General features: G+C 45.5%; 25 protein-coding genes. 11 read left to right on the top strand and 14 right to left on the bottom strand.

Annotated elements, in window-relative coordinates:
* Nucleotides 1-38 precede the first annotated feature (38 nt).
* Nucleotides 39-419, top strand: a complete 381-nt coding sequence (locus IEV16_RS02680) for a hypothetical protein (RefSeq protein WP_188364127.1) — start codon at nt 39-41, stop codon at nt 417-419.
* Here IEV16_RS02680 and ligA read toward each other — a convergent pair.
* Both ligA and IEV16_RS02670 read right to left on the bottom strand, forming a co-directional pair.
* The gene (gene ligA / locus IEV16_RS02675; protein ID WP_188364126.1) at nt 409-2,436 is read right to left on the bottom strand and encodes an NAD-dependent DNA ligase LigA; all 2,028 of its coding nucleotides are present in this window, start codon (nt 2,434-2,436) and stop codon (nt 409-411) included. The genes IEV16_RS02680 and ligA overlap by 11 nt on opposite strands.
* Nucleotides 2,437-3,060, bottom strand: a complete 624-nt coding sequence (locus IEV16_RS02670; protein WP_188364125.1) for a cell division protein ZipA — start codon at nt 3,058-3,060, stop codon at nt 2,437-2,439. It lies immediately after the preceding gene.
* A gap of 360 nt (nt 3,061-3,420) precedes the next feature.
* Here IEV16_RS02670 and IEV16_RS02665 point away from each other — a divergent pair, with 360 nt between their 5' ends.
* A complete protein-coding gene (locus tag IEV16_RS02665) occupies nt 3,421-3,834 on the top strand; it encodes a hypothetical protein (RefSeq protein WP_188364124.1) in 414 nt (137 codons plus the stop codon).
* Between the two features lie 179 nt (nt 3,835-4,013).
* Complete coding sequence (locus tag IEV16_RS02660; RefSeq protein WP_188364123.1) at nt 4,014-5,366, top strand: hypothetical protein; 1,353 nt, start codon at nt 4,014-4,016, stop codon at nt 5,364-5,366.
* Nucleotides 5,367-5,422: 56 nt separating this feature from the next.
* Here IEV16_RS02660 and IEV16_RS02655 read toward each other — a convergent pair whose 3' ends face one another.
* The 7 genes from IEV16_RS02655 to IEV16_RS02625 all read right to left on the bottom strand — a co-directional run bounded on the left by IEV16_RS02655 (nt 5,423) and on the right by IEV16_RS02625 (nt 13,501).
* Nucleotides 5,423-7,375, bottom strand: coding sequence for an ATP-dependent helicase (locus tag IEV16_RS02655; RefSeq protein ID WP_188364122.1), 1,953 nt, complete (start codon nt 7,373-7,375; stop codon nt 5,423-5,425).
* A gap of 4 nt (nt 7,376-7,379) precedes the next feature.
* On the bottom strand, nt 7,380-10,142 hold the full coding sequence (locus IEV16_RS02650) for a bifunctional diguanylate cyclase/phosphodiesterase (RefSeq protein WP_188364121.1): 2,763 nt from the start codon (nt 10,140-10,142) through the stop codon (nt 7,380-7,382).
* Nucleotides 10,143-10,236: 94 nt separating this feature from the next.
* Entirely contained in the window at nt 10,237-11,052 is an 816-nt protein-coding gene (gene mutM, locus IEV16_RS02645) for a bifunctional DNA-formamidopyrimidine glycosylase/DNA-(apurinic or apyrimidinic site) lyase (RefSeq protein WP_188364120.1), read from the bottom strand.
* Nucleotides 11,053-11,078: 26 nt separating this feature from the next.
* On the bottom strand, nt 11,079-11,963 hold the full coding sequence (gene nudC / locus IEV16_RS02640; protein WP_188364119.1) for an NAD(+) diphosphatase: 885 nt from the start codon (nt 11,961-11,963) through the stop codon (nt 11,079-11,081).
* A complete protein-coding gene (erpA, locus tag IEV16_RS02635; RefSeq protein WP_188364118.1) occupies nt 11,960-12,289 on the bottom strand; it encodes an iron-sulfur cluster insertion protein ErpA in 330 nt (109 codons plus the stop codon). Before erpA ends, nudC begins: the two co-directional genes overlap by 4 nt.
* On the bottom strand, nt 12,282-12,683 hold the full coding sequence (locus IEV16_RS02630) for a bactofilin family protein (RefSeq protein ID WP_188364117.1): 402 nt from the start codon (nt 12,681-12,683) through the stop codon (nt 12,282-12,284). Before IEV16_RS02630 ends, erpA begins: the two co-directional genes overlap by 8 nt.
* A gap of 38 nt (nt 12,684-12,721) precedes the next feature.
* The gene (locus IEV16_RS02625; RefSeq protein WP_188364116.1) at nt 12,722-13,501 is read right to left on the bottom strand and encodes a DUF6776 family protein; all 780 of its coding nucleotides are present in this window, start codon (nt 13,499-13,501) and stop codon (nt 12,722-12,724) included.
* Nucleotides 13,502-13,571: 70 nt separating this feature from the next.
* Here IEV16_RS02625 and IEV16_RS02620 point away from each other — a divergent pair, with 70 nt between their 5' ends.
* The 6 genes from IEV16_RS02620 (at nt 13,572) to IEV16_RS02595 (ending at nt 18,257) form a co-directional block, all read left to right on the top strand.
* Entirely contained in the window at nt 13,572-13,997 is a 426-nt protein-coding gene (locus IEV16_RS02620) for a CopD family protein (RefSeq protein ID WP_229728223.1), read from the top strand.
* A gap of 68 nt (nt 13,998-14,065) precedes the next feature.
* On the top strand, nt 14,066-15,319 hold the full coding sequence (glyA, locus tag IEV16_RS02615) for a serine hydroxymethyltransferase (RefSeq protein WP_188364394.1): 1,254 nt from the start codon (nt 14,066-14,068) through the stop codon (nt 15,317-15,319).
* Nucleotides 15,292-15,789 (top strand): transcription antitermination factor NusB, encoded by a 498-nt coding sequence (gene nusB / locus IEV16_RS02610; protein ID WP_229728222.1) that lies wholly within the window; start codon nt 15,292-15,294, stop codon nt 15,787-15,789. Before glyA ends, nusB begins: the two co-directional genes overlap by 28 nt.
* Nucleotides 15,786-16,697, top strand: coding sequence for a thiamine-phosphate kinase (thiL, locus tag IEV16_RS02605; RefSeq protein WP_188364113.1), 912 nt, complete (start codon nt 15,786-15,788; stop codon nt 16,695-16,697). The genes nusB and thiL overlap by 4 nt, the downstream gene beginning before the upstream one ends.
* 10 nt (nt 16,698-16,707) lie before the next feature.
* Entirely contained in the window at nt 16,708-17,181 is a 474-nt protein-coding gene (locus IEV16_RS02600) for a phosphatidylglycerophosphatase A family protein (RefSeq protein ID WP_188364112.1), read from the top strand.
* Complete coding sequence (locus IEV16_RS02595) at nt 17,178-18,257, top strand: saccharopine dehydrogenase family protein (RefSeq protein ID WP_188364111.1); 1,080 nt, start codon at nt 17,178-17,180, stop codon at nt 18,255-18,257. The genes IEV16_RS02600 and IEV16_RS02595 overlap by 4 nt, the downstream gene beginning before the upstream one ends.
* Nucleotides 18,258-18,309: 52 nt before the next feature.
* Here the strand turns inward: IEV16_RS02595 and IEV16_RS02590 are convergent, their stop codons facing one another.
* The 4 genes from IEV16_RS02590 to IEV16_RS02575 form a co-directional block, all read right to left on the bottom strand.
* The gene (locus IEV16_RS02590; protein WP_188364110.1) at nt 18,310-18,918 is read right to left on the bottom strand and encodes a hypothetical protein; all 609 of its coding nucleotides are present in this window, start codon (nt 18,916-18,918) and stop codon (nt 18,310-18,312) included.
* A gap of 17 nt (nt 18,919-18,935) precedes the next feature.
* A complete protein-coding gene (locus IEV16_RS02585) occupies nt 18,936-19,577 on the bottom strand; it encodes a hypothetical protein (protein WP_188364109.1) in 642 nt (213 codons plus the stop codon).
* An 18-nt stretch (nt 19,578-19,595) separates the two neighbouring features.
* Entirely contained in the window at nt 19,596-20,195 is a 600-nt protein-coding gene (locus tag IEV16_RS02580) for a hypothetical protein (protein WP_188364108.1), read from the bottom strand.
* Between the two features lie 292 nt (nt 20,196-20,487).
* Entirely contained in the window at nt 20,488-21,177 is a 690-nt protein-coding gene (locus IEV16_RS02575; RefSeq protein WP_188364107.1) for an SDR family NAD(P)-dependent oxidoreductase, read from the bottom strand.
* A 294-nt stretch (nt 21,178-21,471) separates the two neighbouring features.
* Here IEV16_RS02575 and IEV16_RS13370 point away from each other — a divergent pair, with 294 nt between their 5' ends.
* Complete coding sequence (locus IEV16_RS13370) at nt 21,472-23,718, top strand: peptide MFS transporter (protein ID WP_229728221.1); 2,247 nt, start codon at nt 21,472-21,474, stop codon at nt 23,716-23,718.
* Between the two features lie 54 nt (nt 23,719-23,772).
* Nucleotides 23,773-24,105 (top strand): FmdB family zinc ribbon protein, encoded by a 333-nt coding sequence (locus IEV16_RS02560; protein WP_188364106.1) that lies wholly within the window; start codon nt 23,773-23,775, stop codon nt 24,103-24,105.
* Nucleotides 24,106-24,266: 161 nt separating this feature from the next.
* Here the strand turns inward: IEV16_RS02560 and plsB are convergent, their stop codons facing one another.
* A complete protein-coding gene (gene plsB / locus IEV16_RS02555) occupies nt 24,267-26,702 on the bottom strand; it encodes a glycerol-3-phosphate 1-O-acyltransferase PlsB (RefSeq protein ID WP_188364105.1) in 2,436 nt (811 codons plus the stop codon).
* Nucleotides 26,703-26,731 lie beyond the last annotated feature (29 nt).

Below are 26,731 nucleotides of genomic sequence, written 5' to 3'. Positions count from 1 at the left end.
ACACTTTGCGTACTCTTGAAAGAGAATGCGAAATGAGAATGAGAAATTTAATCCAACCGGCCGTCCTGGTGCTGGGGGCTTGTGCATTCACGTCTGTGTGCGCAGCCAATATAAACTTTGTGCTTGATGGTCATAAGTATGACACCCCCGGTGACATAATTTACCGGACCGACAACCAAAAAGTCAAAAATTCATTGATGACCAACTGCACCACCGGCGGAATACCCGTGCCCAATATACAGGTGGGGACCACACTTAAAACCGGTGATAATATTCACATCGCCTTAAATGCCGTGAATTACAGCTTATCACAGGGCCGTTTCTATTTAACTTCGGTATTTGGCAATGTGATTTGTCAGGACGGGGTCTATGAAGACAGTTTATTTACCGCCGGGTTTGAATCGTTGATTAACGGTTAGCCAACTGCCTGGCTAACCAGTTTTCATCAACCACCTGAATACCCAAAACCTCTGCTTTGGTCAGTTTAGATCCGGCATCGGCGCCGGCTATCAGAAAATCGGTGTTTTTTGACACCGATCCGGTGACCTGTGCACCTAAATTCTGTAAGCCTTGTTTGGCCTCACTGCGGGTGAACTGATTTAATTTTCCGGTGAGGACAACCGTGATGCCTTGGAGCGGTAAATCCGACTCAGAAGTTACAATGTCGGGCCAGTGAATGCCGCTGTCCAATAATTCACGGATGGTTTTGCGATTCGCTTGATTGTTAAAATAAGCCCGTATTTTCTGCGCCACCACAGGACCGATATCCGGCAACTGTTGTAATTCTTCTCGATTGGTGTTTTCCAGTACTTCCAGGCTTTTAAGCGCATTGGCGAGGGTCAGGGCGGTGGCCTCACCGACTTCACGGATGCCCAGGGCGTAGATAAAGCGGGGTAATGTCGTTTTTTTACTGTGTTCGATGGCGCGCAATAAATTGCGGGCTGATTTTTGACCCATGCGCTCAAGACCGCTGATTTGTGGCTCGGTTAATTGATATAAATCTGCAGCGGTGTCAATCAAACCGCTGTCAATCAACTGCTCGACCAGCTTATCACCCAAACCTTCAATGTCCATGGCTTTGCGTGAAGCGAAATGTTTGATGCTTTCTTTTTTCTGAGCATCGCAGGCTAAGCCGGCCGGACAGCGCCATACCGCTTCATCTTCCGGCTTGTACAAGTCACTGCCACACACCGGGCAATGGCGGGGCATCTTATAAGGCTGACTGTCATCGGGGCGTTTTGCAAGCACCACTTTGACCACTTCAGGGATGACATCACCGGCACGGCGCACGAAAACGGTGTCACCGGTGCGCACATCCTTGCGCCTTATTTCATCTTCGTTGTGTAAAGTGGCATTGGTGACAGTGACACCGCCGACTGTTACCGGTTTTAAACGTGCCACCGGTGTGATGCTGCCGGTACGGCCCACCTGAACATCAATGCTTTCAATGGTGGTGGTGGCTTCTTCGGCCGGAAATTTATAGGCTATGGCCCAGCGCGGTGCTTTGGTGATAAAGCCCAGGGTGTTTTGTAAATCGAGGTTATTAACCTTAAAAACCGCGCCATCAATGTCTATGTTTAATTCAGCCCGTTTGTTCTGCAGCATTTGGTAATAATCAAAACAGTCAGACAAACCGGATAATGTGGTCACCAGTTCATGGATCGGAATACCCGTTTTTTTGAGCCAGGTTAATGATTCTGAGTGGTTTTCGAAGCGTTCAGCAAATGGCGACTGTCCGATGCCGTAGGCGTAAAATTGCAAGGGTCGCCGGGCGGTTATTTTCGGGTCCAGTTGCCGCAGAGAGCCGGCGGCGGCGTTGCGCGGATTGGCAAAGGTTTTTTCGCCGTGTTGTTCGGCCCATTGGTTATAGCGCCGAAAACCGTCCCGGGGCATCACCACTTCACCGCGAATTTCTATTGTTTCGGGTAAATCTTTGCCTGTCAGTTGCAACGGTATGGAATGAATGGTGCGAACGTTGTGGGTGATGTCCTCCCCGGTTTGGCCATCTCCGCGGGTGGCACCACGAATCAGTCGGCCATTTTCATAGCTCAGGCTTAAAGCCAGTCCGTCAAACTTAGGTTCTGCTGAAAAGCCCATGTTATCAGTGTTATGTCCGGCTTTTTGCAGGCGCTTTTCAAGGCGTTGGTAAAAGGCTTCCATGTCAGTTTCGTTAAACACATTGTTCAGTGATAACATGGGACTGCGGTGTTGTACCTGCTGAAAAGCACCGGCGGGTTTATCGGCCACCCGCTGGGTCGGAGATATGGGCGTAATCCAGTTGGGGTGTTGTTGTTCGGTTTTTAGCAGCGACTGATAAAGCCGGTCATATTCAGCATCGGCAATGTGCGGATCATCCAGTACATAATAACGATGGGCGTGCTGATTGAGGGTATCGACCAGATCCAGATAGGCTTGCTTGGATGAACAAACGGACATTTAAGCTTTGGCTTCAGTACCGGCTTCAAAAAGCCGCATTTCTTCCCGCATTGAGGCGATGCGCTGGCGTGAAAAGGTGCTGTGATTTTCATCGGTTAAGGTGCCACCCAGTAATTCTTCCATGCGTTTGGCTACCGGGAACAAAGTGTCCCAGAGGTCCAGTGCGTCCATTTCTCCCGGCAGGGTCATGATAAAAACCAAACCGCTGGTGCGCATATCCACATCAAAAACCCCGGGTTTGAGCATGTTGGCCACCAGGAACAGGACTTTTTTGTCACTGCCTAAACGCCGGTATCGGTAAAATAAATGGTCATCGCCGTATTCAAGACCGGCTTTGTTGGCGGCGTCTTTAATCTGGTGCCAGTCAAACTGCAGACCGTCTTTGGCATGTAAAAACAAGGTCACAATTTTTTTTGGCGCAACAGCTTCATTATGGTCAACGCCGGTTTGTTTGTTGTCGGGTTTGACCGGTTCCAGACCCAAATCAGGATCAATATGAAACAGTTCGTCTTTATTTATATCGATTTCACCAGGCCGGGATGATTTGGTGTGAAAATAATAAATCAACACCAGAATAATAATTCCAATCAAAGCAATGATTAGGCGCAGTTCCCAAGGCGACACAGCGATATTTGTTTCCGAGCTAAGAAATAAGAATGATACAAAATCAAGGGCATTTGTACAAGCCCGTTACTACGTTTGACTGACAAATATTGTCAGTTAATCGCAATCATAACTAAGGTATATGGCCGTCAACGAATAAGTTGATTGTTGATTAAGTCATGGCCGTTTATTGGTTTTGGCTTTTTTGAGTGTATAGAAGAGAAGAAAAACCTAAAGGGGTGTCGCAACAGTTAAAATATCGTTAAAAAACAGAATAGCGGCAAGGCCTGTATTGAAATTTGCAAAACTGTGTCACAGTATTTAATTTGTATCATTTCTGCAGGTGGTATAAATTCATGAAATTGCTTTTTGGAGACAATTATGTTCAAACTAATGCCATTATTATTTAGTCTTGCTGCAACGTATAGTGTATCAGCCAAGACAATTTCAGACACTCGACTAACAGCTGAGGATCTATCTAATTTTTCTATGCAAGATCAACGGCTATTTAAAGCCAGTTTTCCGGACTTAATTGAAGAAAATGCCACGAAAGGCGCTGCGGTGGTGGCGACTATTGGTTTCAGCAGTAATTGTACTTTTAATGCATCTGTTCGAACAACACCCATTCAGGATGCAATCGATTTTACAATAAACACTTACACAGAGTTACGCCTGGTTGAAGGTGTGTATGACGAGGAAAATATCACACTCGATGATCGTGACATGGTGATTAAGGGGGCTATGCCAGTTGTCCAGACGCTGCCAATGATATCCAGACCAGTCCGGATTCTTTAAATACCATTTTTCAGTCTTCTGCAGATACCTACCCTGTTTTTAGAATTACCGGCAATAGCACCTCTAATAATGTCAGTTTTTATAATTTAACCATAAAAAACAGTGGCTCAAACAACTAGTATGGGGGTGCAATTCGGGTTGAGAGTGCGGATGCTTATGTCTCCGTTAATAAAGTGGCGATGAGTTACAATACCGGTTTACGTGGCGGCGCTTTGGCTATAGTCGGCAATTCAGGTAGCCCGAACGTGGTGTTGAACAGTGTCCAGGTCAACAATAATACGGCGTCTCAGGGTGGGGGGCTTTATTGTAATAACCCAAATGCCTATCTTACCATCAATGCCAGTTCCGGAAAAACCCACGGTATTTATAACAACACTGCCACAGCCGGAGATGGTGGTGGGGCTCTGATTACTAATCAATGTACTTTTACCAGCTACCAGGGGAATAAAACCCTCGACATATTTGGAGATGATTTCCGTGGATTCTACTACAACACGGCCACAGGTAACGGCGGTGGCTTGGCTTTACAAAACGGTGCTAAAGCCAATTTGTATGGCCGTAATTCATGTATACCTTTCCAGAACTTGTGGTTGTGTGTATTTGGTAATAATACCGAGCCTGTCAGTATGTTTTTTAATATCGCAGATAACGACGATGATGGCAGTGGCAATGGTGGGGCCATTTATGTTTCTCAAGGCGCTGAATTATTAGCAGAAAATGTTTATCTCGCAGCCAACTTCGCCATCAATGGTGGCGCGGTAGCCGCTGAAAATATCGCTACTGTCAATATAAAAACAGCCTTTGAAAATGAAGCCGGTGCAATTAGTTGTTGGCAACCCGGTGCCTGTGTGGATATTAACGCCAATATGGCTGAAACAGCCGGCGGTGGTTTTTATGCTGCATCAGGCGCTGTGATCAATGTTCGTAATGCGCAGGTCAGAAATCACCGGGCCAATGCGGGTGTGGCGGGTTATGTGCGTGACAGCAATTCGGTCGTTGATGTAGAAGGTAGTGTTCTGTTTGGCAATGGATCAGGCGGTAACGGTGACTATAATGATTTGTACTTATTCAGGGCTTTTATGGGTGGTGAGTCAAAACTGACGTATTCCACAGTGGGCGAGAATGATGTGGTCTCACGTTTCTTTGGCAATAATGATGGTCGGGTGTATTTAGGCAACAGTATTATTTATGATCCTGATGGTGTGGATATTTATACGGACTCAGGAGCCACTAACCCCAACCAATTTGGTGATTGTTTAATCGTACACGAAGATCAAACACCCGTCGGCACAAATATGTACACTCTGAATTCTCAGTTTGAAAATGTCGGTAACGATGATTATCGTTTGAAAGACGGGTCGCCGGCTGTGGATATGTGCGGTCAGCCGTGGTTTTCACCCACAGCGCCGGATATGGATGGTAATTTACGCCCGATTGATCTCCCCGGTATCGGCAATTTACATGGACTGGATGATGCCGGAGCTTTTGAAGCCACTTCGTCAGATATTATTTTTAAAGACGGCTTTGAATAAAATTTAAAGCACAGTTGGTCTATAAGCCTCGATCTAATCGGGGCTTTTTTTATGGCTTATTGGAGGCGCGCTTTTAAGGCGGCGAAGTTTTGTTTGGTTTTGGCTTTATGTGTCGCGCTGTCCGCTTTCATAATAAATTTTTCAGGGATTTCGGCGATAAACCGGCTGGGGCCAACAGTGATTCGCTCCTGGTTATGGCGTTGTTTGCGTTGGGTGACATAACTGAGTGTGAGCTTGGACTGTGCCCGGGTCATGCCCACATACATTAAGCGTCGCTCTTCAGCCAGGGCTGCGGTTTTGTCATCGGCTTCCTCAAGGCAGTTGGCATGGGGAAGCAGGCCTTCTTCAACGCCAATCATGTAAACCTGCTCAAACTCCAGGCCTTTGGCAGCGTGTAAGGTCATTAAGGCCACACCCGTTTTGGAATTCTCATCCGGTTCGTTTTGTAAGCTCAAAAAACCCACCAGGTCATCCACTGATACGTGTTTATGGGCGCACAGAGCATCGATCCAACGCATAAAATCAGTGATGAGTTTACGCTTGGTGATTTTGGCCGCCTGGTTGGCGGTGTTGTGTTGCGCCCAGTTCAGGTAGTCTATGTGGTTGATCAGTTGGGCAAATATTTTTTCAGCGGATTGTTTTGATTGCATCAAACCGGACATCATCTGTTGAAAGGCATGCAGTTTTTGAGCCACACGGGTTTCAAAGTGGTGTGAGAGTTTGGTTTGTGAAATAAACGCAAAAAATGGTTTTTGGGTTTGGCCGGCGCGTTCGGCTATGTGTTTGATGGTTTGCATCCCAAGGCCCCGCCGCGGGGTGTTGATGATGCGCAAAAAAGCCGTGTTGTCCTGCGGGTTAGCCAGTAAACGCAGGTAGGCCATCAGATCCTTGATTTCAGTGTAATCAAAAAATGAACGGCCGCCTGATATGTGGTAGGGGATTTGTTGTCGTCGCAAAGCCTGTTCAAGCAACCGCGCCTGTCGGTTGGAGCGGTACAAAATGCCATAATCGCCGGCACTGTGATGCCCGTTTTGTAACGCGAACTGAATATCGCTGGCAATTTGTTCGGCTTCCTGTTGGGCTGAATCAAAAGTTCGGATATCAATCAATTCACCTTCGCCCAAATCACTCCAGATGGTTTTGCTAAAAGGGTGCGGGTTGTTTTGTACCACCGCATCGGCGGCTTTTAAAATGGTGGCGGTTGATCGGTAGTTCTGTTCTAATTTAATGAGGGTCAGATCTTCAAAGTCATCGGCCAAAAGTGCTAAATTTTCCGGTCGTGCGCCGCGCCAGCCGTAAATAGACTGGTCGTCATCACCCACACAGGTTAAGCCGCGGTGGTGTGCGGTGAGTGCTTTAATCAGTTGGTACTGGCAGGCATTGGTATCCTGGTATTCATCAACCAACAAATAAGCGATTTTTTTTTGCCAGCGTTGTTGAATGGATTCGTTGTCTTGCAGTAACCACAAACTTCGGGCAATTAAGTCGTCAAAATCAACCGCATTGATGCTGTTCATATAATCGATATAACGTTGGTAAATGGCCCGGTTCAGCGGATTTTGACTGTAAACATCCGCCGGTTTCAGTCCGGCGTTTTTCCATTCAGAGATTTGCCATTGCAGTTCATAAACTAATTGTTTTTTTAAGCCCCTCGGTACCAGATTCTGTAATATCCGATTGCATTCAGATGGATCTAAAATACTGAAACCGCTGTGCAGATTAGTGTGCTTGACTTCTGTTTTAAGCAAATGAAGTCCCAAAGCATGAAAGGTGGAAATGTGAATCAAGCTGCTCTGCTGATAACGCTGTGATAACCGTTGTTGCATTTCACGGGCGGCTTTGTTGGTGAAAGTGATGGCATACAGGTTTTCAGGATCACAAAATCCGCTGTTGACAATGTGCAGCATTTTTTCAACAATCACCCGGGTTTTACCGCAACCGGCCCCGGATAAAACCAACAAGGGACTGCAAAGGTGCCGGACCGCGGCGTCTTGGTGTTGATTGAGCATGGTGTCAGGGTTGCCTGTCGTCTTTTATGGTGTGCAGGTCACCGGGTCTGCCAAATAAATAGCCCTGAAAATAATCACACCCCAGTTTTTTTAATAAACTGAACTGCTCTTCGGTCTCAACCCCTTCAGCCACGGTTTTTAAATTCAGGTTCTTGGCCATGGAGGTAATGGTGCGAATAATGACCTCGGCATTGTCGTTGGTTTGGACATCATCGATAAAACTTTTATCAATTTTAAGAAAATCAATGGGTAATTGTCTGAGGTACTGTAAGGAGGAGTAGCCGGTACCGAAGTCATCAATGGCTATTTGCACGCCCAAGTCGCTGAGGCGGTTAAATTTATACTGGATTTCATTAAAATTACCCACCACCACACCTTCGGTCAGTTCAATGGTTAAACTGTTGGGTTTGATATTAAATTGGTTGATGATTTGCTCAATGTATTTTATGAAACCTTGCTGGTGGAATTGTTTTGAGCTGACATTAATTGAAATGTTATGGCCTGATTCACTGGCGGTATAGCAGGCATTGGAAATAACCCACCGACCCAACGACTGTATTAAGTCAGTGTCTTCTGCCACCGGAATAAATTCATCGGGATAAATGGTGCGACCGTCCTGGAAAATACGAATCAGCGCTTCAAAACTGACAATCTGTCGATTGCTATCCACCATCGGTTGGTATTTTAAAATAAACTTATCTTCATTAACCGCATGACGTAATACCTGTTCGACATAGAGAATTTGGTCGTTGTGTTGTTTCATGCTCTGATGGTACATGGTCACCTGATTTCGACCTTGTTCCTTGGAGCGATACATGGCGACATCGGCTTGCCTGATAATGTCATTCACCGTATTGCTTTCATAAGGATAAATTGACACCCCGATACTGACAGTGCATATATGTTGATGGTGGTCAATTTGATAAGGTTTGGCCAGGGTTTGAATGATGTCTTCGGCCAGCATCACCACCTGTACGGCGGCATCGTTGGCGGTCTGGTATTCGCATTCAGTCACCAACACAAACTCATCGCCACCGAAGCGGGCAATCAGATTAAACTCATCCTGGTATAATTTCAGCCGGTTGCTGATTTTAAGCAGTAATTGGTCACCAAAGTGATGCCCCAGGGCATCGTTCAGCACTTTAAAGCGATCCATATCCAAAAACAGCACCGCGCCAAATTGTTGGGTACTCTGGCCCTGGCGTATCAGTTCATTGAGTACCTGTTGCAGTTGTTGTCGGTTGGGCAAATCAGTCAGCGGATCATGAAAAGCCAGGTGGCGAATTTTCTGGGCACTGGTTTTTTCTTCATTAATGTCCACCATCATGCCCATGATTTCATGGTCTTGGTCAAAACTTTCAGGTAAATACAAAGTGTCTTTAAACCAGCGATAATCGCCATTGGCATGGCGTATGCGGTAACTGATGGTGATGTTTTGATGTTTGAAAATTTTCTGAAACAGGGCTTCTTTAAAACGGCTGAGGTCATCGGGATGAATTTTATTCATCAGAAAATGTGATTCAGTCAGCCATTGTTTGACCGGATAACCTAACAATGTTTTGGCTTCGTTGCTGACAAACTTAATCTGATCCTGTTTGATATTCACCTTCCAGAAAATCACCGGGTGGCTTTCAATGATGCGTTTGTAATCTAAGTTGGTTTGCGCCAGTTTTTCGTTGATTTTATTCAGGTCTTTGGTGCGTTCGGCCACCATCAGTTCGGTGGTGTAATTCTTGCCGCTTAAGATTAACATAATAAAAGTAATAAATGCCGCAAAAAAAATACCGACCAGCAAAGTCAGCCACAAACTTTCGGGGGTGTTGGCCAAAAATAAATCATTGTTGGGGGCAATAAACAGAACGTAATCGCTGTCACCGATGCGAATGGATTTTTCATGCACATAATCCTTGAAACGAGAAACCCGCACGTCTTCATTAAAATAAATCAGTTCCCTTGTCTTAAGTTCTTCCCGGTAAACCCGAACCACATAATGCTTAGCCGCATAGACAGGACTTTGCTCACGCAGGTTTTCAAGCAATTGGTCGAGGTCTTGCGGTCCCTGTTTGAACTGGGTTTCCAGAACACTGAGCTGACTTTTAATACCTTCATTCACGCGGTCAATCTGAAATTGACGAAAAGAGTTAAACAATAAATAAATCAGCACAAATGACACCAGCACCGGCAGTGTTAAACTGACTATGCGGACCCGCCATAAAGAGCGGGGTCGGGCAAACAGGGTCAGCATAATGGGCGTAAAAATCAATACGCTCATAACATCGCCTAAATACCAGAGAAAACTTTTAGTGAAAAAATTATCGTCTGTAAAAAAGCCAATTTGGTTGAGTAGTAACACAAACAACAAACTGGCCACAGCCATGGGGATAACCGCGGCAAAGATAAAAAACTTTAACACCGATTTAAAATCAAGCAACAGCAATTTATTGCCGAGCACAGACAGCACCCAAAAACCGGCGACCATCGGTCGCAATACATTGAGGCTGTAAAACAGGGCATTGTACAAGGTGTCCACGTTCCAGCCAAATTGATGATGAACCTTGTATATAATCAAGCTGTTGAGTAATTCACCCAACAAGATGCCCGGAATAATACGACTGCGCCAGATAATAATGGCACCCACGCCGAGACCGGCCGCGGGCCATATTGCCAATGTGGGCCGCACAAAATAATAATAGGCGGCATAACAAACCGCGGCGTAAACCGCCGCGAACAGCACATTTGTTAAAATGGGTTTAAAGGTTTTAATCAAGGGTCCCTTTTGGTGGTCACTTTATTTGGATAATAACAAAAAATCATGGGGTTCAGGAACAAAAATATGGGTTTCGACCTTACATGGTGTTGTCTTAATGTTGACATTTTGGACAATAATAACTGCTGCGCTGACCGATACAGGTTTTTTTAATGGGGTGGCTGCACATCACACAGGCTTGGTTGACACGGCCATAGACATTGAGTTGTTGCTGAAAATAACCCGGTTTGCCGTCACTTTGGCTGAAATCCCTTAAGGTGGTGCCGCCTGAGCGGATGGCGTCATGCAAGACATCTTTAATTGCTTGAACCAAAAAACCATAGCGCCGGAGGCTGATGCGTGAAGCGGCGCGTTTGGGGTGAATGCCTGCCTTAAACAGGGCTTCTGAGGCATAAATATTACCGACACCTACCACCACCTCTGCGTTCATGATAAAGTTTTTCACCGCCACCATGCGGCTGTTGGCCTTTTGTTTCAGCCATTGTGCATTAAAATCATGGCTGAGCGGTTCAGGACCCAAAGAAGCCAGTAACGGATGCGTGAGCGGGTTGTCATCGGTCAGTAAAATACAGCCAAATCGCCTGGGATCATTAAAACGCAAGACGGCATTGTCTTTAAAATAAATAACGAAGTGGTCATGTTTTTTTAAAGGCGTCGATTTATTTAATACACCAATCGAGCCGGACATGCCTAAATGAACTATCAGGTGGAGGTCATTATTCAGTTCGAGTATCAGATATTTACCGCGACGGTCAATACGGGTAATTGTTTGGTTTTTAATGGCGCTGATGGTGTCCGGAATGGGCCAGCGCAAACGGGCATTACGAACCGCAATGTTTTCGATGATTTTATTGAGAATAAGGGGTTCTAAGCCCCGGCGCGTGGTTTCGACCTCCGGCAATTCAGGCATGGTGACTGATCCACACGGGCGTCATTTTATAAGGGCTGACCGACGAACTGGCTGATGAGGCTGTTGGCCACGGTAAAACGGGGTGCCAGAATCAATGAGCCGTCCTGATGGCATTGCAACAATTCATCCCGGGAAAACCAGCGCACATCTTCCATTTCATCGTCTAATCGAATGTCCTCTGAAATACCGTCGGCCTGGAAGGCGAGCATCAGTGAAGCGGGGAAAGGCCAGGGCTGGGAGCCAAAATAGCGCACATTTTTTATGCGGATATTAGACTCTTCGTAGACTTCCCGGTACACCGCATCTTCAATGGTTTCACCGGCCTCCACAAACCCCGCCAGGGTTGAATAAACCCCGGGTTTCCAGTTGTGCTTACGGCCCAGCAGACAGCGGTCGCCTTTGGTGACGAGAACGATGATGGCCGGTTCAATTCGCGGCCATTGGGCATGGCCATTGGAACACAGCATTTTATGACCGACACTTTCAATCTCATTGAGCTCACCACATATCGAGCAGTATTTCTTCTGTCGCTGCCACAAATCAAGTCCCCGGGAGTACAGGGCAATGTGACCCAAATCTTCATCCAGCGCCATGGCATACTCCCGCACCGATTCAAACTTTCCATTGAACTGTTGTTCTAAATAAGTTGCTTCATCTTCGCTTAAGCCGCAACTAAACCACAATTCATCATGCAGGATACCTAAAAAACTTTCTCTTTCAGGCTGACCCACAGGCTTGTCTGAAATATAAAACGGGTGTTTTTGATTGGGGTACAGATGTTTGCCCTCAAACACCGGCACATAATGACAGGTTTTGATTTTTTTAAGCTGCTCGATGCGATTTTTCTGGTTGCGCATATCAGCGCACCGATCCAGTTCAGTCCAGGTGAAATAGATTTGGTCGCTGTTCATAGGGCAAAGGAACTGCCACAACCACAGGTGGTTTTGGCATTGGGATTATTCACCACAAACCGTGAACCCTGCAAATCTTCCAGATAATCGATGGTAGATCCCATGAGATATGGGTAACTCATGGGGTCTATCATAACAGTCACACCTTCAGTTTCTATGGTCATGTCACCGTCTTCGCTGTTTTCTTCGAAGGCAAATCCGTATTGAAATCCCGAACAGCCACCACCGATGATATAGACCCTGAACTTAAGATCAGGATTCATTTCTTCCAGAACCAGTTGGTTGATTTTTTTGGCCGCCGGCGGGCTTAATGTAATGTCACTCATGCTTTTGGTTTTTTGATGGTTTTTCCTGTTGGTTGATGTGGGTAACTTCACCGCCCTGATAAATAAGTTGGCCGTTAACTTGTGAACCGGTTTCCATTTCGATGTTGACGTAGTAAATATTTCCACTAATACGGGCCTGACTGAGCACTTCAATTTTGCCGCTGGCGGTGATATCGCCGTCAATACTGCCGTTGATCACCAGGTTACCGGCTTTGATGGTGCCTTTTACCGCGCCATTTTCACTGATGGTCAGGGTGTCATTGTCGTTTTCGGCAATAATGGACCCTTCTACCCGACCATCTAAGTGCATCATACCGTTAAAGGTCATATCACCTTTTAATCGGGTGCTTTGGCCGATGAGGGTGTCTAATTGTTTCTGGTTGTTTTGTGCCATGGTTTTCTCTGGTTTGGTTTTTTTGCTAAACATGATTGTTAATTAGATTCAACTGAATCAACGTTCGGTTTTGGGTTCGGTGATGATTGCTTTTCATCACCACTGGTGGCCTGCCAAACATCTTGCCAGGCCAAGCGCTCTGTCACAATTTTGGGTCGGTTATCATCACTCTGTAATTCTACTAAAAGCGTGGTTGGAATGAAACCATCGGGTAAAGTGATGGCGTAGTTCTTGATCTGAAAATATTTGAAGGAAAAATGGTTATCCAGTTCAAATTGTTTGATTAAATCAATTTGGTGGGCTTTGTCATTTTGTATGCCCAGTAAATTCACCGAAAGCGTACCCGATTTGGTGCGGGCTTTTTCCAGTTTCTGCGCAAGCACAATTTTAAGTTGAATGTAATTGGCCGCCGGTTTGGCAATGGCTTCAAAAACACGCAATGTTTTGATGCTGTCTTTGTGGCTCAGCAGATTTTCATAAAATCCCACATCGGCTTTTAATTGTATAATTTCCTGATTGAGTCGGTCTAAATCCAATTTTAAGGTCTGTAAAGCCTGATCTTTGACTTTGAGTTCGGTTTGTAAACGGCTGATTAAAACAGATTGTTGCTGATTTTCTTCCGTGAGTTGCTGATTCACCTCGGTCCAGGTTTGTTTTTGGCCTTTAAAAGCTTTGAGTACATCAATGTCATAATAGCGACCGTAAAAGAACGCCGCCACCACCAGTAAAACCAAGCTGACCAAAAGCCAATGACGGCGTATAAAAGAACGGTTTTCGTCAGCAGCCCGAATGATATATTTGGGTGATTTTGTGGACACGTGGCTTGTTGTTTTCTTAAAAAGCAGGCATTATACCACCTGTCGGTGTCCGTCGAGTTTGTGTATGTTAATGATTAAATCCCTCCATATTTTTTTTGTGGTTAGTTGGTTTGCCTGTTTGTTTTATTTGCCGAGACTGTTTGTCAACCACGCCATGGCAGAAACCGGCAGCGATAAGGCTTTGTTGACCGGTTTGCAAACCAGATTAATCAAAATGATGCGGTTTACGATGTGGGGCACAGTGATTTCGGCGGTGTTTTTGGTGTACAGTTTGGCCGGTGGAGCCTGGTGGGCTTATGTGCAGCAGGGTTGGTTTGTCGCTAAAATGGTGCTGGTGGCGGCGCTCATTGGCTATCATTATTACTGTTTTGCGATTCACCATCAGTTTGTAAACGGCACCCAAAAACGCAGTCATGTGTGGTTTCGTTATTTTAATGAAATTCCCGCGATTATCTTATTGGTGGTCATTTATCTGGTGATTGCCAAGCCTTTTTGAAACAGGCGTGCGAATCATGGCTTGTTATGCGAAAATAGCCACTTTGTACCTGTCAGCTTAAAATCATGATGTTTAGCAAGACCCAAACTTTAGATAAAACTGATCCAGAATTAATGGCGGCCATTGCGCAAGAAAATCAGCGCCAGGAAGACCATATTGAGCTCATTGCTTCTGAAAACTACACCTCACCGGCGGTGATGCAGGCTCAGGGCTCACAATTAACCAATAAATACGCCGAAGGTTATCCCGGTCGGCGTTATTATGGCGGTTGTGAATATGTGGATGTGGCTGAGAATCTGGCCATTGAACGGGTTAAAAAATTATTTAACGCCGATTATGCCAATGTCCAACCACATTCAGGCTCGCAGGCGAATCAGGCGGTGTACATGGCATTGCTTAAACCGGGTGACACCATTTTAGGCATGTCGTTGGCGCACGGTGGTCATTTAACCCACGGCTCACCGGTGAATATATCGGGTAAACTTTTTAATGCCGTTCAGTACGGGATTGATGAGGCCACCGGTGAAATTGATTTTGCTGAAGTCCGGAGCATGGCGCTCAAGCACCAACCGAAAATGATTATTGGTGGTTTTTCAGCCTATTCAAAACGCATCGACTGGCAAAAGTTCAGAGACATTGCCGATGAAGTGGGTGCCTATTTTATGGTGGATATGGCGCATGTGGCCGGTTTGGTGGCCGCCGGTGTCTATCCGTCGCCGGTCAACATCGCTGATGTGACCACCTCAACCACCCACAAAACTTTACGTGGGCCTCGCGGTGGGATTATTCTCGCCAAAGCCAATAAAGACATAGAGAAGAAGCTCAATTCATTGGTTTTTCCGGGCATTCAAGGTGGCCCTTTGATGCATGTGATTGCCGCCAAGGCCACGGCATTTAAAGAAGCCTTGCAGCCTGAATTTAAAACCTATCAGGAGAATGTGATTAAAAATGCGCAAGCCATGGCGCAGGTCTTTATGGATCGGGGATTTACGGTGGTTTCGGGCGTGCCTGAAAATCATTTGTTTTTGCTGGATTTGGTGGACAAGGACATCACCGGAAAAGACGCCGAAGCCCGCTTGGGTGAAGCCCATATTACGGTGAATAAAAACTCGGTACCCAATGATCCGCGCTCACCTTTTGTTACCAGCGGCTTACGCATTGGTACGCCGGCTGGTACCACGCGCGGTTTTACGGCGTCTGATTTCAGTAATATTGCGCACTGGATATGTGATATTCTAATAGACATGGACAACGATGCGGTGCTGACACAGGTGAAAGACAAGGTGGCGCAATTATGTGCGAATCACCCGGTTTACCGGTAGGACAGACTGAGATGACCCAGAAAAGAAAAAATAAACGTTTACCCGAGCCTTTGGCGCGCAAGCACCGGGCTCGCAAGCGCTTGGTTCAGGCCCTTTACCAGATGCATTACAATGATGAATCGGTGTCCTCGGTGATTAATCAATTTGTCGAAGAGCAGGACTTTAAAAAAGTCGATATGGCCTTTTTTGAAAAGGCTTTGCGTTATATTGCGGCGAATCGTACGGCTCTTGAAGCCTTAATTGATCCGCATTTAGGTCGTGAAAAAGCCTCTTTGGGTGCGGTGGAATATGCGGTACTTTTGGTGGCGGCCTATGAATTGTCACAAAGCATTGAAACGCCTTTTAAAGTGGTGATTAATGAAGCGGTTATTCTCACCACAGAATTTGGCGCTGAAGGCGGGCACAGCTTTGTTAATGGCGTGTTAAAGCAGGTGGCCGGACAAACGCGCCCGAATGAACTGGGTGTGTGATTAACGAATTTGAACTCATTAAGCAGTTACAAAGTTTGGTTCAAGGCCTGGACCAAACAGTGGCTTTGGGCATTGGCGATGATGCCGCAGTCATTGACCCGCAATTAATCCCCGCAGGTCAAAAAATCGTGATCGCCACCGATACCTTAGTGTGTGGCCGGCATTTTCTTGAACAAGATAAGCCCGAAGATATTGGCTATAAAGCGCTGGCAGTGAACTTAAGCGATATGGCCGCCATGTGCGCACAGCCCAAGTGGCTCTTAATGAACTTAACACTGTCTGACATTGATGAACAGTGGTTAACAGGTTTTAAATGCGGCGTCGGGGATTTGTTAAAAAAATATCACGTTGAACTCATCGGTGGGGATACCACTTCGGGGCCGTTAGCCATTGGTTTTACTGTTTTAGGCTTATCATCCCAACCAAAAAAACGCTCTGATGCACAGGCAGGTGATCTGATTGTGGTCAGTGGCGAATTGGGCTCAGCGGCTTTTGCGCTGAATAACCCAGGTCACAATGCAGATTGTGACACGCAGCTTAAACGCCCTTTACCCCGTTTTGATGTCTCTGAAGCCGTTAAAGATTTTGCCCGGGCGATGATTGATGTGTCCGATGGTTTAGTCGCAGATTTGGGGCATATAAGCGAGGCATCCGAATTAGGCGCGACCATTCATTTGGAAAAAATACCTGTTCATGCGGCCATTAAAAATGATCCGCATTGGCGAAATTATGTGCTCGCCGGGGGTGATGATTATCAGCTGTGTTTCACCATTTGCCCTAAAGACGTGGATAAACTGCCGGCTGATTGTGCAGTGATTGGTCATATGGAATCAGGTGCAGGTGTGCATGTTTATGAAAACGAACAAAAGCTGGATTTAGAACAGACGGGATTTGATCATTTTGGGTAATTAAAAAACGATGCATAAAACACAAAAAATCGCCCTGACCACGCCGTCGGGATTTTTGGCCTTTGGTTTCGGTAGTGGCTTGGCGCCGGTGGCGCCGGGGACTTTTGGAACGCTGATGGCAATTCCTTTGTATATGGTTTTGCAAACTTTGCCACCTTTAATGTATTTATCTGTCATTGTGGCGGGGTTTATCGGTGGTGTCTGGATTTGTGGCCGTGCCGGCGAAGCCTTGGGCGTGCATGATCATGGTGGGATTGTCTGGGATGAGTTTGTCGGTTTTTGGATCACCATGTGGCTGGTGCCTTTTGAATGGACCTGGCTGATTGCCGGTTTTATCTTGTTTCGCTTCTTCGATATTATTAAGCCTTTCCCAATCGGTTGGATCGACAAAAAGGCCTCCGGCGGCTTTGGCGTGATGATTGATGATGTGGTGGCGGGCTTGTATGCCTGGATTGTATTGATGGTGGCAGGATTTTTGCTATGAAAAAAGTTATTGTACTTGGTGGTGGCCGTATTGGCCGCGTGATTGCCTTGAATTTGAGTGAAGACCATGTCGTGAGTTTGGCGGATATACAAAAACCCGATGATTTATCTTCCAACATTGAATTTAAACCATTTGATGTTACCGACCAAGCGGCGCTACAAAAAGCTGTTTCGGAGTTCGATTTGGTGGTGGGTGCTTTACCCAGTGTATTGGGGTTTCAGGTTTTAAAAGCAGTACTGGAAACCGGGCAATCGATGGTGGATATTTCTTTTTTTACCGAAGACCCCTTGCAGTTAGATGATTTAGCCAAAAAACATCAGGCCACGGCCATTGTCGATATGGGTCTGGCTCCGGGGCTCACCAATTTAATGGCCGGACATTTTATCGCCACCTATGAGCAGGTAGATGAACTGGTCTGTTTAGTCGGCGGTTTACCGGTTGAACGCACTCTACCGTTTCAATATAAAGCCCCGTTTGCACCTTTAGATGTGATGGAAGAATACACCCGACCGGCCCGGATGCGGCGCAACGGACAGGCTTTGACCTTGCCGGCATTAACAGAAATCGAAACACTTTATGTCCCAGGAATCGGTGATTTAGAAGCCTTTAACACCGATGGCTTGCGGACTTTGCTGGACACTGTCGACATTCCCACCATGGCGGAAAAAACCATCCGCTATCCCGGTCACGCCCGGTTTATCTCACAATTAAAAACGGCCGGATTCTTTGATAATGAACATCGTGACAATACCGCGCAGGTGTTACAAAAGCAATGGCAATTTAAACCCGGCGAGCAAGATTTAACGGTGTTGGAAATTCGGGTAAAAGGTATTCAAAATGGTCAGCCAAGCCGTGAAACATATAGCATGGTGGACCATTACGACACCGAAAATCAGATCAGTTCCATGGCACGCACCACCGGCTATACCTGTGCTGCCGCCGCCCGTTTGGTGCTAAACAAATCATTGAAGTCGGGTATTTTTGCGCCTGAACATTTGGGTCAGGAGACATGTTACTTTGAATATCTTTTATCTGATTTAGCCCAGCGCAACATCGAAATTAAGTCTTGCCGATAAAAAAGGGCTTCAAAAAGAAGCCCTAATTATAAGTTTAAAAAATACCGTTATTCTACGGATTTGAATCCATCCATAGTCGAACCCCGCATATTTTTTGGTTACTGCCCGTTTCTCCGGTGCTAAAGCGAATGCCATATCTGTAATTAAAATTATCTACCAAGGTGGTTGCGGGCATGCTCGCATATATAGCGCCGTAGCCAGTGTCTCCTGTTGAGGTAATGGATAATTCATTACTAAATGTTCCCGTATTATCTATTGTGTATAAAAATGCCGTACTCGATGAAGCACTGCTATCAGAATAATAATAACGAAATCCTTTTATTTCATGGCCGTCAGGCATCTGTAATTGTAAATCATAATAACCTGAAGAGCTGCTGCGTTGAATACAACCTGCGCCCCCATAGGCTGCAGTCGAAGATTTGCTGTAGGGTGTGATACCCGAAGCCGGTAAATAAACAAAGTAGGATCCCAATGGTTCGCCATAGGTTTTTAAATAATCAGGATCATCCGGATTGTCTTTAAATTCACTCGGCCAATCGGTGTTTAATAATGACTCACCGGGCTGCAACATCAGTTCATCGTCTAAAGCGGATTGGCTTAAAGCGATACCGGAAATCAACAAACCACCGGTGATGCAAAGTTTAGTTATAAATTGTTTCATTGTATTTCTCCTGTGGTTTAGCGGTAAAAGTTATTAACAAAAATCACATCGTCTGCCACATCCGGTGGCACATAACCGATACGAAAACCGCATAATTCGATCACGGGATCTGAAAAATAGAACCGCACCAATGTGCCTTCCCCTGAAGAAAGAGAGTGATCGATAAATTCCCCGGCACTGAAGCGCCCCGGCTGTTCCGTGTTTCCACTTGATGCATAGGCAATAGCGGTGTAATTTCCGGAATTATCAACCCTCGCCAAGGTACCCGAACCGGATTCGGTGTTGCTGTTGTCTAAACCCAACACGGTAAAAGAGACGATTTTTGAGCCATCCGGTAAATCAATGGCTTCATCCATAGATATGCCGAAGGTGGTTGGCGCAGTACAGCCGGCACCTTTGTATTCATAACTTGCACCACTAAGCGCCTGCATGCCGGCTGCTGAGGAGGAATAATAGCGAATTGACGTGCCGCCAACCGGTCGATTTTCGTCAACCATGGTTTTGGTATGGGCGGGTACAATTTCACCAGCTCTGTTGAGTGTGACGCCCGGCGGCGCCTTGGCTTCCATGGATAAAACGTTTTCCTCGGCGATGGTTGTTCCACCTGCGAACATCAGGCCACAGGCGATTAGGCTGGATATTTTAATTGAATTTTTCATAATCATAACTCCTGATAATTAGGGTGTGGCTTCAATCCAAAGCCGTGCACCACACATGGACTGGCTGCTACCGGTTTGCCCAGAATTAAAACGCAAAACATAAAAATACTCGGCATTATTGACATAGTGACTTGTGGAAAGGGCTTCATACTCACTCGAATAGTTGCCACTGTCTCCGGTTGATTCCACTTGAACTAACTGTGAATAAGTGCCGTCACCGTCCATTCTCATCAGAAATACATAACTTGAGCTTGCATCACCATCTTTAAAATAGTAGCGTAATCCGGCAATTCGATGTCCGTCCGGTAAGTGTAAATTAACGTCATAAGAGCTGGTTAAGTTATTTTCATAGATACAGCCGCTATTGTTATATGAATAGTCACCGGCTGTATCAGTGGGAGTAGAACCTGAAGCTGCGATGTTCAAGTAATAAAAACCATTAAAACTTTTATCATTTCTCTCATCTTCAGCCTGATATTTAACTTTGCTGATGGTGAATTGATCGGTTAGGTTGGTGACCTCTTCGGCCGCCGTCGATTGGGCCGAAATTGAGGTGGATACCATGGCGACCAGAATGGCAATGCCTGGGACCATGGATTTAGTGGATAGGTATTTCATTGTTTTCTCCTCCAAAAAAATAAATGTCAAATAACATACTTGACAGCATTTACTATACGCCTCTTCAGAATGATTGACAATTAAGAAACAGTGAAATGGGTCACAAAAATAGAATAAAACCAGAAAAATAACGTTAGTTTTCCAGAAAAATTTTGATTTTAGGATTATTCTTGAAAAATTGGATGCCCAAACGACCGCTTAGGTTTTTATAAATACGCTGTTCATGATGCGCTTTTAAGCGGCATAATAAAAACGCTGATCGGCATCGGTGCGTGAATTTTTGTGGTTCTGCCTAGGGTGCGGTTGACAGTATATCCAGGTACAGATTCGCCACTTCGGTGGGCTTGGAGAGTTTGGAGGCGTCTTCTGAGGGCCAGACTTTGGCGCGTAAAGCTGTGGGCATAGGGGGTGGGGTGAGGGTGCTGACTGTGACGCCCTGGTTTTCGCATTCCTGGCCCAGGATTTTGGCAAACTGGCTGATAGCGGCTTTACCGACACCGTATTGTCCCCAGTAGGCTTTGGCGGTTAAATTCAGATCATCCAGGGTAAAGATAATATGGCCTTTGGCTTTCAATAATAGCGGCAACAGCGCCTGGGTTAAGAAAATAGGTGAATTAACGTTGACCTGCATTTCTTTCAGCCAGCGGGAGGCTTCATACAATATAAAAGGCGATAAGCTGCTGAATTCAACGGCAGTGTGGATCAGACCGTCTAATTTTTTAAAATGGGTTTCTAATTGTTTGGCCAGTTTTATGTAGTCATTGGGGGTGGCACCGATCAGATTCATGGGATAAATCACCGGCTCGGGACAATCACGTTTCACCAGCTCGTCACAGAGTCGATCCAGGGCTTTGGAATTTTTATCACTGATAATTAAATTAACGTTTTGGCGTGATAATTGCAGGGCTAAAGCGGAACCCAACCCGCCACAAGCGCCGGTTAAGAAAATGGTTTTTCCGTTCAGTTGTTGGTATTTGTCCATGTCAGCCTCTTATCGATGTGTCTGAATTTTAACAGCTTTACAAAAGAGTTGAAAAACTATTTCATGAATACCGGCTGTCCAAGGCCGTTATTGTCTGAGGAAAGTTGCTGAGCAGCCTTCCAGTGAATAACAACCTAAAACGGCTTGTTATAAACGCGTTAAATATTTCGACCGGATGGTGTTTTTTTTATGATACTATTTATGCCTTTCGTGAATTGGGTGTTAGGATGGCGTTCGATTTAATCTCAATACACCTATGTACTTGCGGTATTTTACAAACAGAGGAGTGAATAAATGACAGCAGATGTAATAAATGCCACCACCGGTGATGGTAAAGATTATAAGACTTTGTGGGGGCATCCCATTGGTTTGTATGTGTGTTTTGCCACGGAATTGTGGGAGCGTTTTTCATTCTATGGGATGAAGTACCTGCTACTATTATATTTAACCAAATACCATTTATTTACCGATGAAAACGGTTTGAGTATTGTCGGGGCTTACGCCGGACTTGTCTATGCCTTGCCGTTGGTGGGCGGCTTATTGGCCGATCGCTATCTGGGCATGCGCAAAGCAGTGATTTTTGGCGGTATTTTATTGGTGATGGGTCACTTGTTGATGGCGGTGGAAGGCACCAAGGCAACCATGGTCGCCGGTGAAGTGATCCGTGATAACTTTGCCATTAATGTGTTTTATCTGGCCCTGGCTTTGATTGTACTGGGCGTGGGGTTCTTAAAACCCAATATTTCCACCATTGTCGGTAAACTGTATCATGAAGATGATCCACGCCGGGATTCGGGTTTCACGATTTTTTATCAAGGCATTAACATCGGTTCTTTTGTGGCCACCATCATCTGCGCCTGGTTGGGTGAGACTTATGGCTGGAGTTATGGTTTCGGTGCCGCCGGTTTGGGGATGCTGATTGGCCTGGTGACTTTTTTGTGGGGCCAAAAATACCTCTATGGCCATGCTGAGCCGAATAATCCCAAGGTACTGAAAGAATCGTTCTTAGGCCCTGTTAATAAGGAGTGGGGCATTTATATTGTATCCACCCTGTCCTTAATTCTGGTGTGGTTTTTGGTGCAGAAAATTGCCATTGTGTTTTTCACGCAGAACTTATTTCTGCTGATGTCGGTGGTGGGTTTAACTTATTATGCCATGTTTTATAAAAATGAAGATCAGAACCGCGGACTGGCGAAAATTTTTGCCACAGTGATTGTGCTGTTTGGTCTGATGGCGGTGATTGGTTTTACCATTGATCACTTTCCTGATTCAATGTTAAGCCATGTGGCTTTGTTCAATCAATTTGAAACATGGATTGAACCCTTGGCTTATGTGTTGCTGGGCATGATTATTGCCTTTAGTATTTACGGTTTTTTGAAAACTTCCGGGGAAAGTTATTCCCGCATGATTGTGTTGATGTTTTTAATTGTTTCCACCATTGTGTTTTGGGCATTGTTTGAGCAATCAGCCAGTTCCATGACCTTATTTGCCGATCGGGTGGTGGATCGCCGGCTAATCAATGCCCAATTAACCAATGGGGATGCCTGGATATTTTATGTGCTGGCGGTGCTTTCTTTTGCTGTGGCCGGTTTTGGTTTTAAAACCGCCAATGCTTATCGCCGGATTCATAACAGCCCGTTAAAATCTGTGCTGATGCCAACCGTGTTAATCGGTTTAATTGATATTGTGTTGGTATTGGGTGTGGTGATTTATCAGTTTGGCGGTGAATGGATTACCTACTTTTCCTATTTGGGGATTTTCTTACTGCTGTTGACTTCGGTGGTGAAAGCCATGTCGCTGGCCTTTATTCTTATCGGGTTTTTCTTTAACCGCGATAAAGCCACCACCGTCACCAAAACTGACGCCACTTCTTCGGCGGCCAGCATCAGCATTATTGCGGTCACCATGTTAATCGTGGGTGCCATATGCGCTTATTATGGTCTGGTGCATTTGGGTGGGTTGGCGGATGGCCAGGTTGAAAATCTGGTGATTGAGCCCACCGCGGGTCAGTTTGGTTCCCTGAATGCCTTATTTATCTTTACCCTGGCACCGTTGTTTGCGGCTTTGTGGGTGAAACTGGCGCGGGTCAATTTAGACCCCAATACACCGGTTAAATTTTCATTGGGTTTGATCCAGGTCGGTTTGGGTTTTGGGGCTTTATTGATTGGTGCGCTGACACCCAATGAAGCCGGCAAAGTGGCCTGGGTGTGGTTGATGTTGGCTTATTTACTGCACACCACCGGAGAATTAAGTTTGTCACCGGTGGGTTTATCGGCGGTGACTAAACTGTCGATTAAGAGTGTGGTCAGTATGGTCATGGGTGTATGGTTCCTGGCGACATCGCTGTCCGAAGTGGTGGCCGTATTGCTGGCCAAAATTGCTGCTTTGGATCAACAAGAATTGTTGACCTTGACCGTGTCTGAACAGCTGGACAAGTACAATGATCTGTGGACCACCTTACTCTATCTGGGTGTTGGCTTTGGTTTAGTTTTGTTATTACTGAGTCCGCTGTTGAAAAAAGGTATGAAGGGCATACATTAATCATTATTCTTCATTGTACAAAGCCCTTGGAGACATGTCTTTAAGGGCTTTTTTATGAGTCCCCAAGTCCAATCAACTATGCCGCCTGTTTATTGTTATCAACATGCTGAAAAAACCGCTTGTGATTTATGTCGCAAGGGTTTTGAGGTGCGTCAAAAATTAACTGATACACCTTTGCAGGCCTGTCCCGAATGTGGCGCAAAACTTAAAAAAATTATCACCAAGGTGAATGTCCACACCGGCTTAACCAGCGCTGGGGGGCATACCTTAAGCGAAAAGAACATCACACAACAAGGTTTTACCCAATACCGAAAGGTGGGGCCGGGTCAGTATGAAAAAACCGCCGGCAAACAAGGACCTGATCAGTTTAATGCCAAAGATCTTTAGAGACCTCTGCATAAGTCTGGAGCTTTGGAAAAAAGAGTTGAAAAGCTAAAGTTCAAGGCAGGAAACGCGAGTAATAGCGGGGCTATTGATTAGTTTTCTAACGCAGAAATTTAGCTTTTCAAACTTTTTAACATGATTCACGACTTATACAGAGGTCTCCTTTAAATAAGATACAAAATACTGTGTCGTATGCGCCGTGAAAGGATGGCTTTGGCGCCTAAGTACATCGGTTCCAGATTATCGGTGAGAATAATCTTGCCGGTATCGTCAATCTCAATAATGTTTTCTTCTGCCAACTGTTTGATAAAATGTTTAAACAGATTTTTATCAAAAAAGTCCGGTGAATTAAACTCGTATAAGAGTGTGAGCTGGCTGGCAATTTGATGGCACAGCAATTCCAGTTCGTTGGCGGTTAATACACCGGAGCCTTTGGATTTAAGCACCGCTATGACAATAAAAAAGCGTTCATAAGTTTGCATCAGGGCATTGGCCAACACCCGCAGTTTACCGGCTTGCAGGGATCCGCCCACATGGCGTTGCAACTGGCGACCATCAGAAATCAGCAAATCATATTGTTTAAACAACTGCAGTGTACGGCGACCGTATTCAATAAATTCTTCGCGATTCCATTTTAAGAACAGTTCATTTTTGATGTAGGGGTAGATAATCGCCATGATGCGCAGCAGGTCCTTGCGGGGGTATTTGGCCTGATTAATAAAAAACATGGCAATAAATGAACTTGCCGCAAACAGATGCAGGACATTATTGCGGTAATAAGTCATCATCACACCCATGTCTGATTTGACTCGAATCACATCCCCAAGATCATGCTCTACCCGTTCGATAAAACCGAGTTTAATACCGTGTTTGATGATTTCAGCTTCGCTTAAACCGGTGACAGTGGTTCGGTTCGAGTACGGCAGACCTGTTAATAAGTCTTTGTAAAGCTGAATTTGTGCGGTCAGGTTGGTGACCGAAGCTGCCTGGTTGGGGGTTGCCAGTAAACTGACCGCCAATAAGTTAACCGGGTTGACATGTGATGACTCATTGATGTGGGTTAAAATCGAATTGCCGGCTTCAGAAACCACCGCCTTAAACCAGCTTGGTTTTTCTTTAACACCGAGCTTTAAACCCCGCCAATCCGGTTTGTGTTTATCTAATAAATCATCCAGTTCAATGGCTTCGGCAAAGTTCACGGTTAGGCGACCGTATTGATCTTTCAAAAGTTTCAGGGTTTTAAACAAACCGCCGATGGACTCCTTTTTCTTGGCCTGACCACCCAGTTCGGATTTGTAGGATGCTCCTTCCATCAGTTTTTCATAATTGAGTGAGGCCGGTATAAAAACCAATGGTTTGCCGCGTTCATTAATATAACTGCGCACCGTCATGGCCAGCATACCGGCTTTGGGGTGCAGTAAACGGCCGGTGCGGCTGCGGGTGCCCTCGATAAAATATTCAATCGACACACCATGACTGATTAAAGAACTTAAGTACTCTGAAAAGATGGTTGAATACAGTGTTGAATTAAAGGAACGACGAATAAAAAAAGCGCCTGACCCCCGTAAAATCCGACCGATGACAGGCAGGTTTAAATTGATGCCGGCGGCAATATGCGGCGGCACCAAGCCTTTTTCATACAGGGAATAGGACAGAATCAAATAGTCAATGTGACTGCGGTGACAAGGGGTGTAAATAATTTCTTTTTCGGTGGTGAGGTTGCGAAATTCAGCATAAAAATTCAGTTTAACGCCATCATAAACCTTGGTCCAAAACCACCTGAACACCTTATGCATCAGACGAATGCTGCTGTAGGAATAATCAGCGGCAATTTCCCGAATAATTTTTTCGGCTTCGCGTTGGGCTTTTTCGGGGCTTATTTTTTGGCGTTGTGCATATTGCTGAATTTCATTGTGAACCACAGGTCGCGATAAAATGTTTTTGGCGATGGTGCGCCGGTGTGATAAATCTTGACCCACCACTGCGGTTTTGACGCGGTTAAAATGTAAGCGCAATACCCGTGATAGTTTATGCGCCAGTGCTGTTGGGTTATCGTCAGCCGAGCCCAGATTTTTATCCACCAGAATCGGACGACTTAAACGTACCAGGGTGTGATTGCCATGGGCCAGAATGCTGAAAAATTTGCGCAAACGACCGGTCAGTCCCCAGCGCTCTGAGAACAGAATTTTAAATAATCCGTGGTTTTTGTCCGGTGCCCGACCTAAAAACACCGACACCGGTATAAGCTGAAATGATTTTTCAGGGTTGTGCTGAATAATCTGAATCAGTTCATTCAGTTGTTCCTCGAAAGGTTTGTATTCAACCCGACGACGAAACCATCCGGTGATTTTTTTGTTGGCCAAAACATCATGGCTCTTGGAAGTGCCTGTGGCATCAGAGGGATTTGTTAAAGCCACCGGTTTGGGTAAATGACCCCGCCTGATTTCTTCGCGTAAAATACTCCTTGAAACGGTGGAATCTGCCGACAACACATAAATAAAGGGTTTTTGCGTGTCCACTTCAAGGGTGGTCAAGTCATCGGGACTGAATTCAACCCGAACCCGAAGATAGAGAATTTTACTGAGCAATGACATGGTCATGACGGGTGACCTGAACGGTCACCCGATAA

The sequence above is a fragment of the Marinicella pacifica genome, assembly GCF_014636635.1.
GTDB classification, from domain to species: domain Bacteria; phylum Pseudomonadota; class Gammaproteobacteria; order Xanthomonadales; family Marinicellaceae; genus Marinicella; species Marinicella pacifica.
The sequence above is the reverse complement of the archived record's forward strand: the minus strand, read 5'-3'. Positions and strand labels throughout refer to the sequence as shown.

Coding starts and splice junctions, on each gene's coding strand:
- mutM (WP_188364120.1), bottom strand. CDS start 11,052: ATGCCTGAATTGCCGGAGGTCGAAACCACGCGCCGGGGCTTAGAACCC.
- IEV16_RS02660 (WP_188364123.1), top strand. CDS start 4,014: ATGAGTTACAATACCGGTTTACGTGGCGGCGCTTTGGCTATAGTCGGC.
- IEV16_RS02600 (WP_188364112.1), top strand. CDS start 16,708: ATGCATAAAACACAAAAAATCGCCCTGACCACGCCGTCGGGATTTTTG.
- IEV16_RS02595 (WP_188364111.1), top strand. CDS start 17,178: ATGAAAAAAGTTATTGTACTTGGTGGTGGCCGTATTGGCCGCGTGATT.
- IEV16_RS02580 (WP_188364108.1), bottom strand. CDS start 20,195: ATGAAATACCTATCCACTAAATCCATGGTCCCAGGCATTGCCATTCTG.
- erpA (WP_188364118.1), bottom strand. CDS start 12,289: ATGAGTGACATTACATTAAGCCCGCCGGCGGCCAAAAAAATCAACCAA.
- IEV16_RS02590 (WP_188364110.1), bottom strand. CDS start 18,918: ATGAAACAATTTATAACTAAACTTTGCATCACCGGTGGTTTGTTGATT.
- IEV16_RS13370 (WP_229728221.1), top strand. CDS start 21,472: ATGACAGCAGATGTAATAAATGCCACCACCGGTGATGGTAAAGATTAT.
- ligA (WP_188364126.1), bottom strand. CDS start 2,436: ATGTCCGTTTGTTCATCCAAGCAAGCCTATCTGGATCTGGTCGATACC.
- IEV16_RS02630 (WP_188364117.1), bottom strand. CDS start 12,683: ATGGCACAAAACAACCAGAAACAATTAGACACCCTCATCGGCCAAAGC.
- nusB (WP_229728222.1), top strand. CDS start 15,292: ATGTGCGAATCACCCGGTTTACCGGTAGGACAGACTGAGATGACCCAG.
- IEV16_RS02680 (WP_188364127.1), top strand. CDS start 39: ATGAGAAATTTAATCCAACCGGCCGTCCTGGTGCTGGGGGCTTGTGCA.
- IEV16_RS02620 (WP_229728223.1), top strand. CDS start 13,572: ATGATTAAATCCCTCCATATTTTTTTTGTGGTTAGTTGGTTTGCCTGT.
- nudC (WP_188364119.1), bottom strand. CDS start 11,963: ATGAACAGCGACCAAATCTATTTCACCTGGACTGAACTGGATCGGTGC.
- plsB (WP_188364105.1), bottom strand. CDS start 26,702: ATGACCATGTCATTGCTCAGTAAAATTCTCTATCTTCGGGTTCGGGTT.
- glyA (WP_188364394.1), top strand. CDS start 14,066: ATGTTTAGCAAGACCCAAACTTTAGATAAAACTGATCCAGAATTAATG.
- IEV16_RS02665 (WP_188364124.1), top strand. CDS start 3,421: ATGTTCAAACTAATGCCATTATTATTTAGTCTTGCTGCAACGTATAGT.
- IEV16_RS02560 (WP_188364106.1), top strand. CDS start 23,773: ATGAGTCCCCAAGTCCAATCAACTATGCCGCCTGTTTATTGTTATCAA.
- IEV16_RS02575 (WP_188364107.1), bottom strand. CDS start 21,177: ATGGACAAATACCAACAACTGAACGGAAAAACCATTTTCTTAACCGGC.
- IEV16_RS02655 (WP_188364122.1), bottom strand. CDS start 7,375: ATGCTCAATCAACACCAAGACGCCGCGGTCCGGCACCTTTGCAGTCCC.
- IEV16_RS02585 (WP_188364109.1), bottom strand. CDS start 19,577: ATGAAAAATTCAATTAAAATATCCAGCCTAATCGCCTGTGGCCTGATG.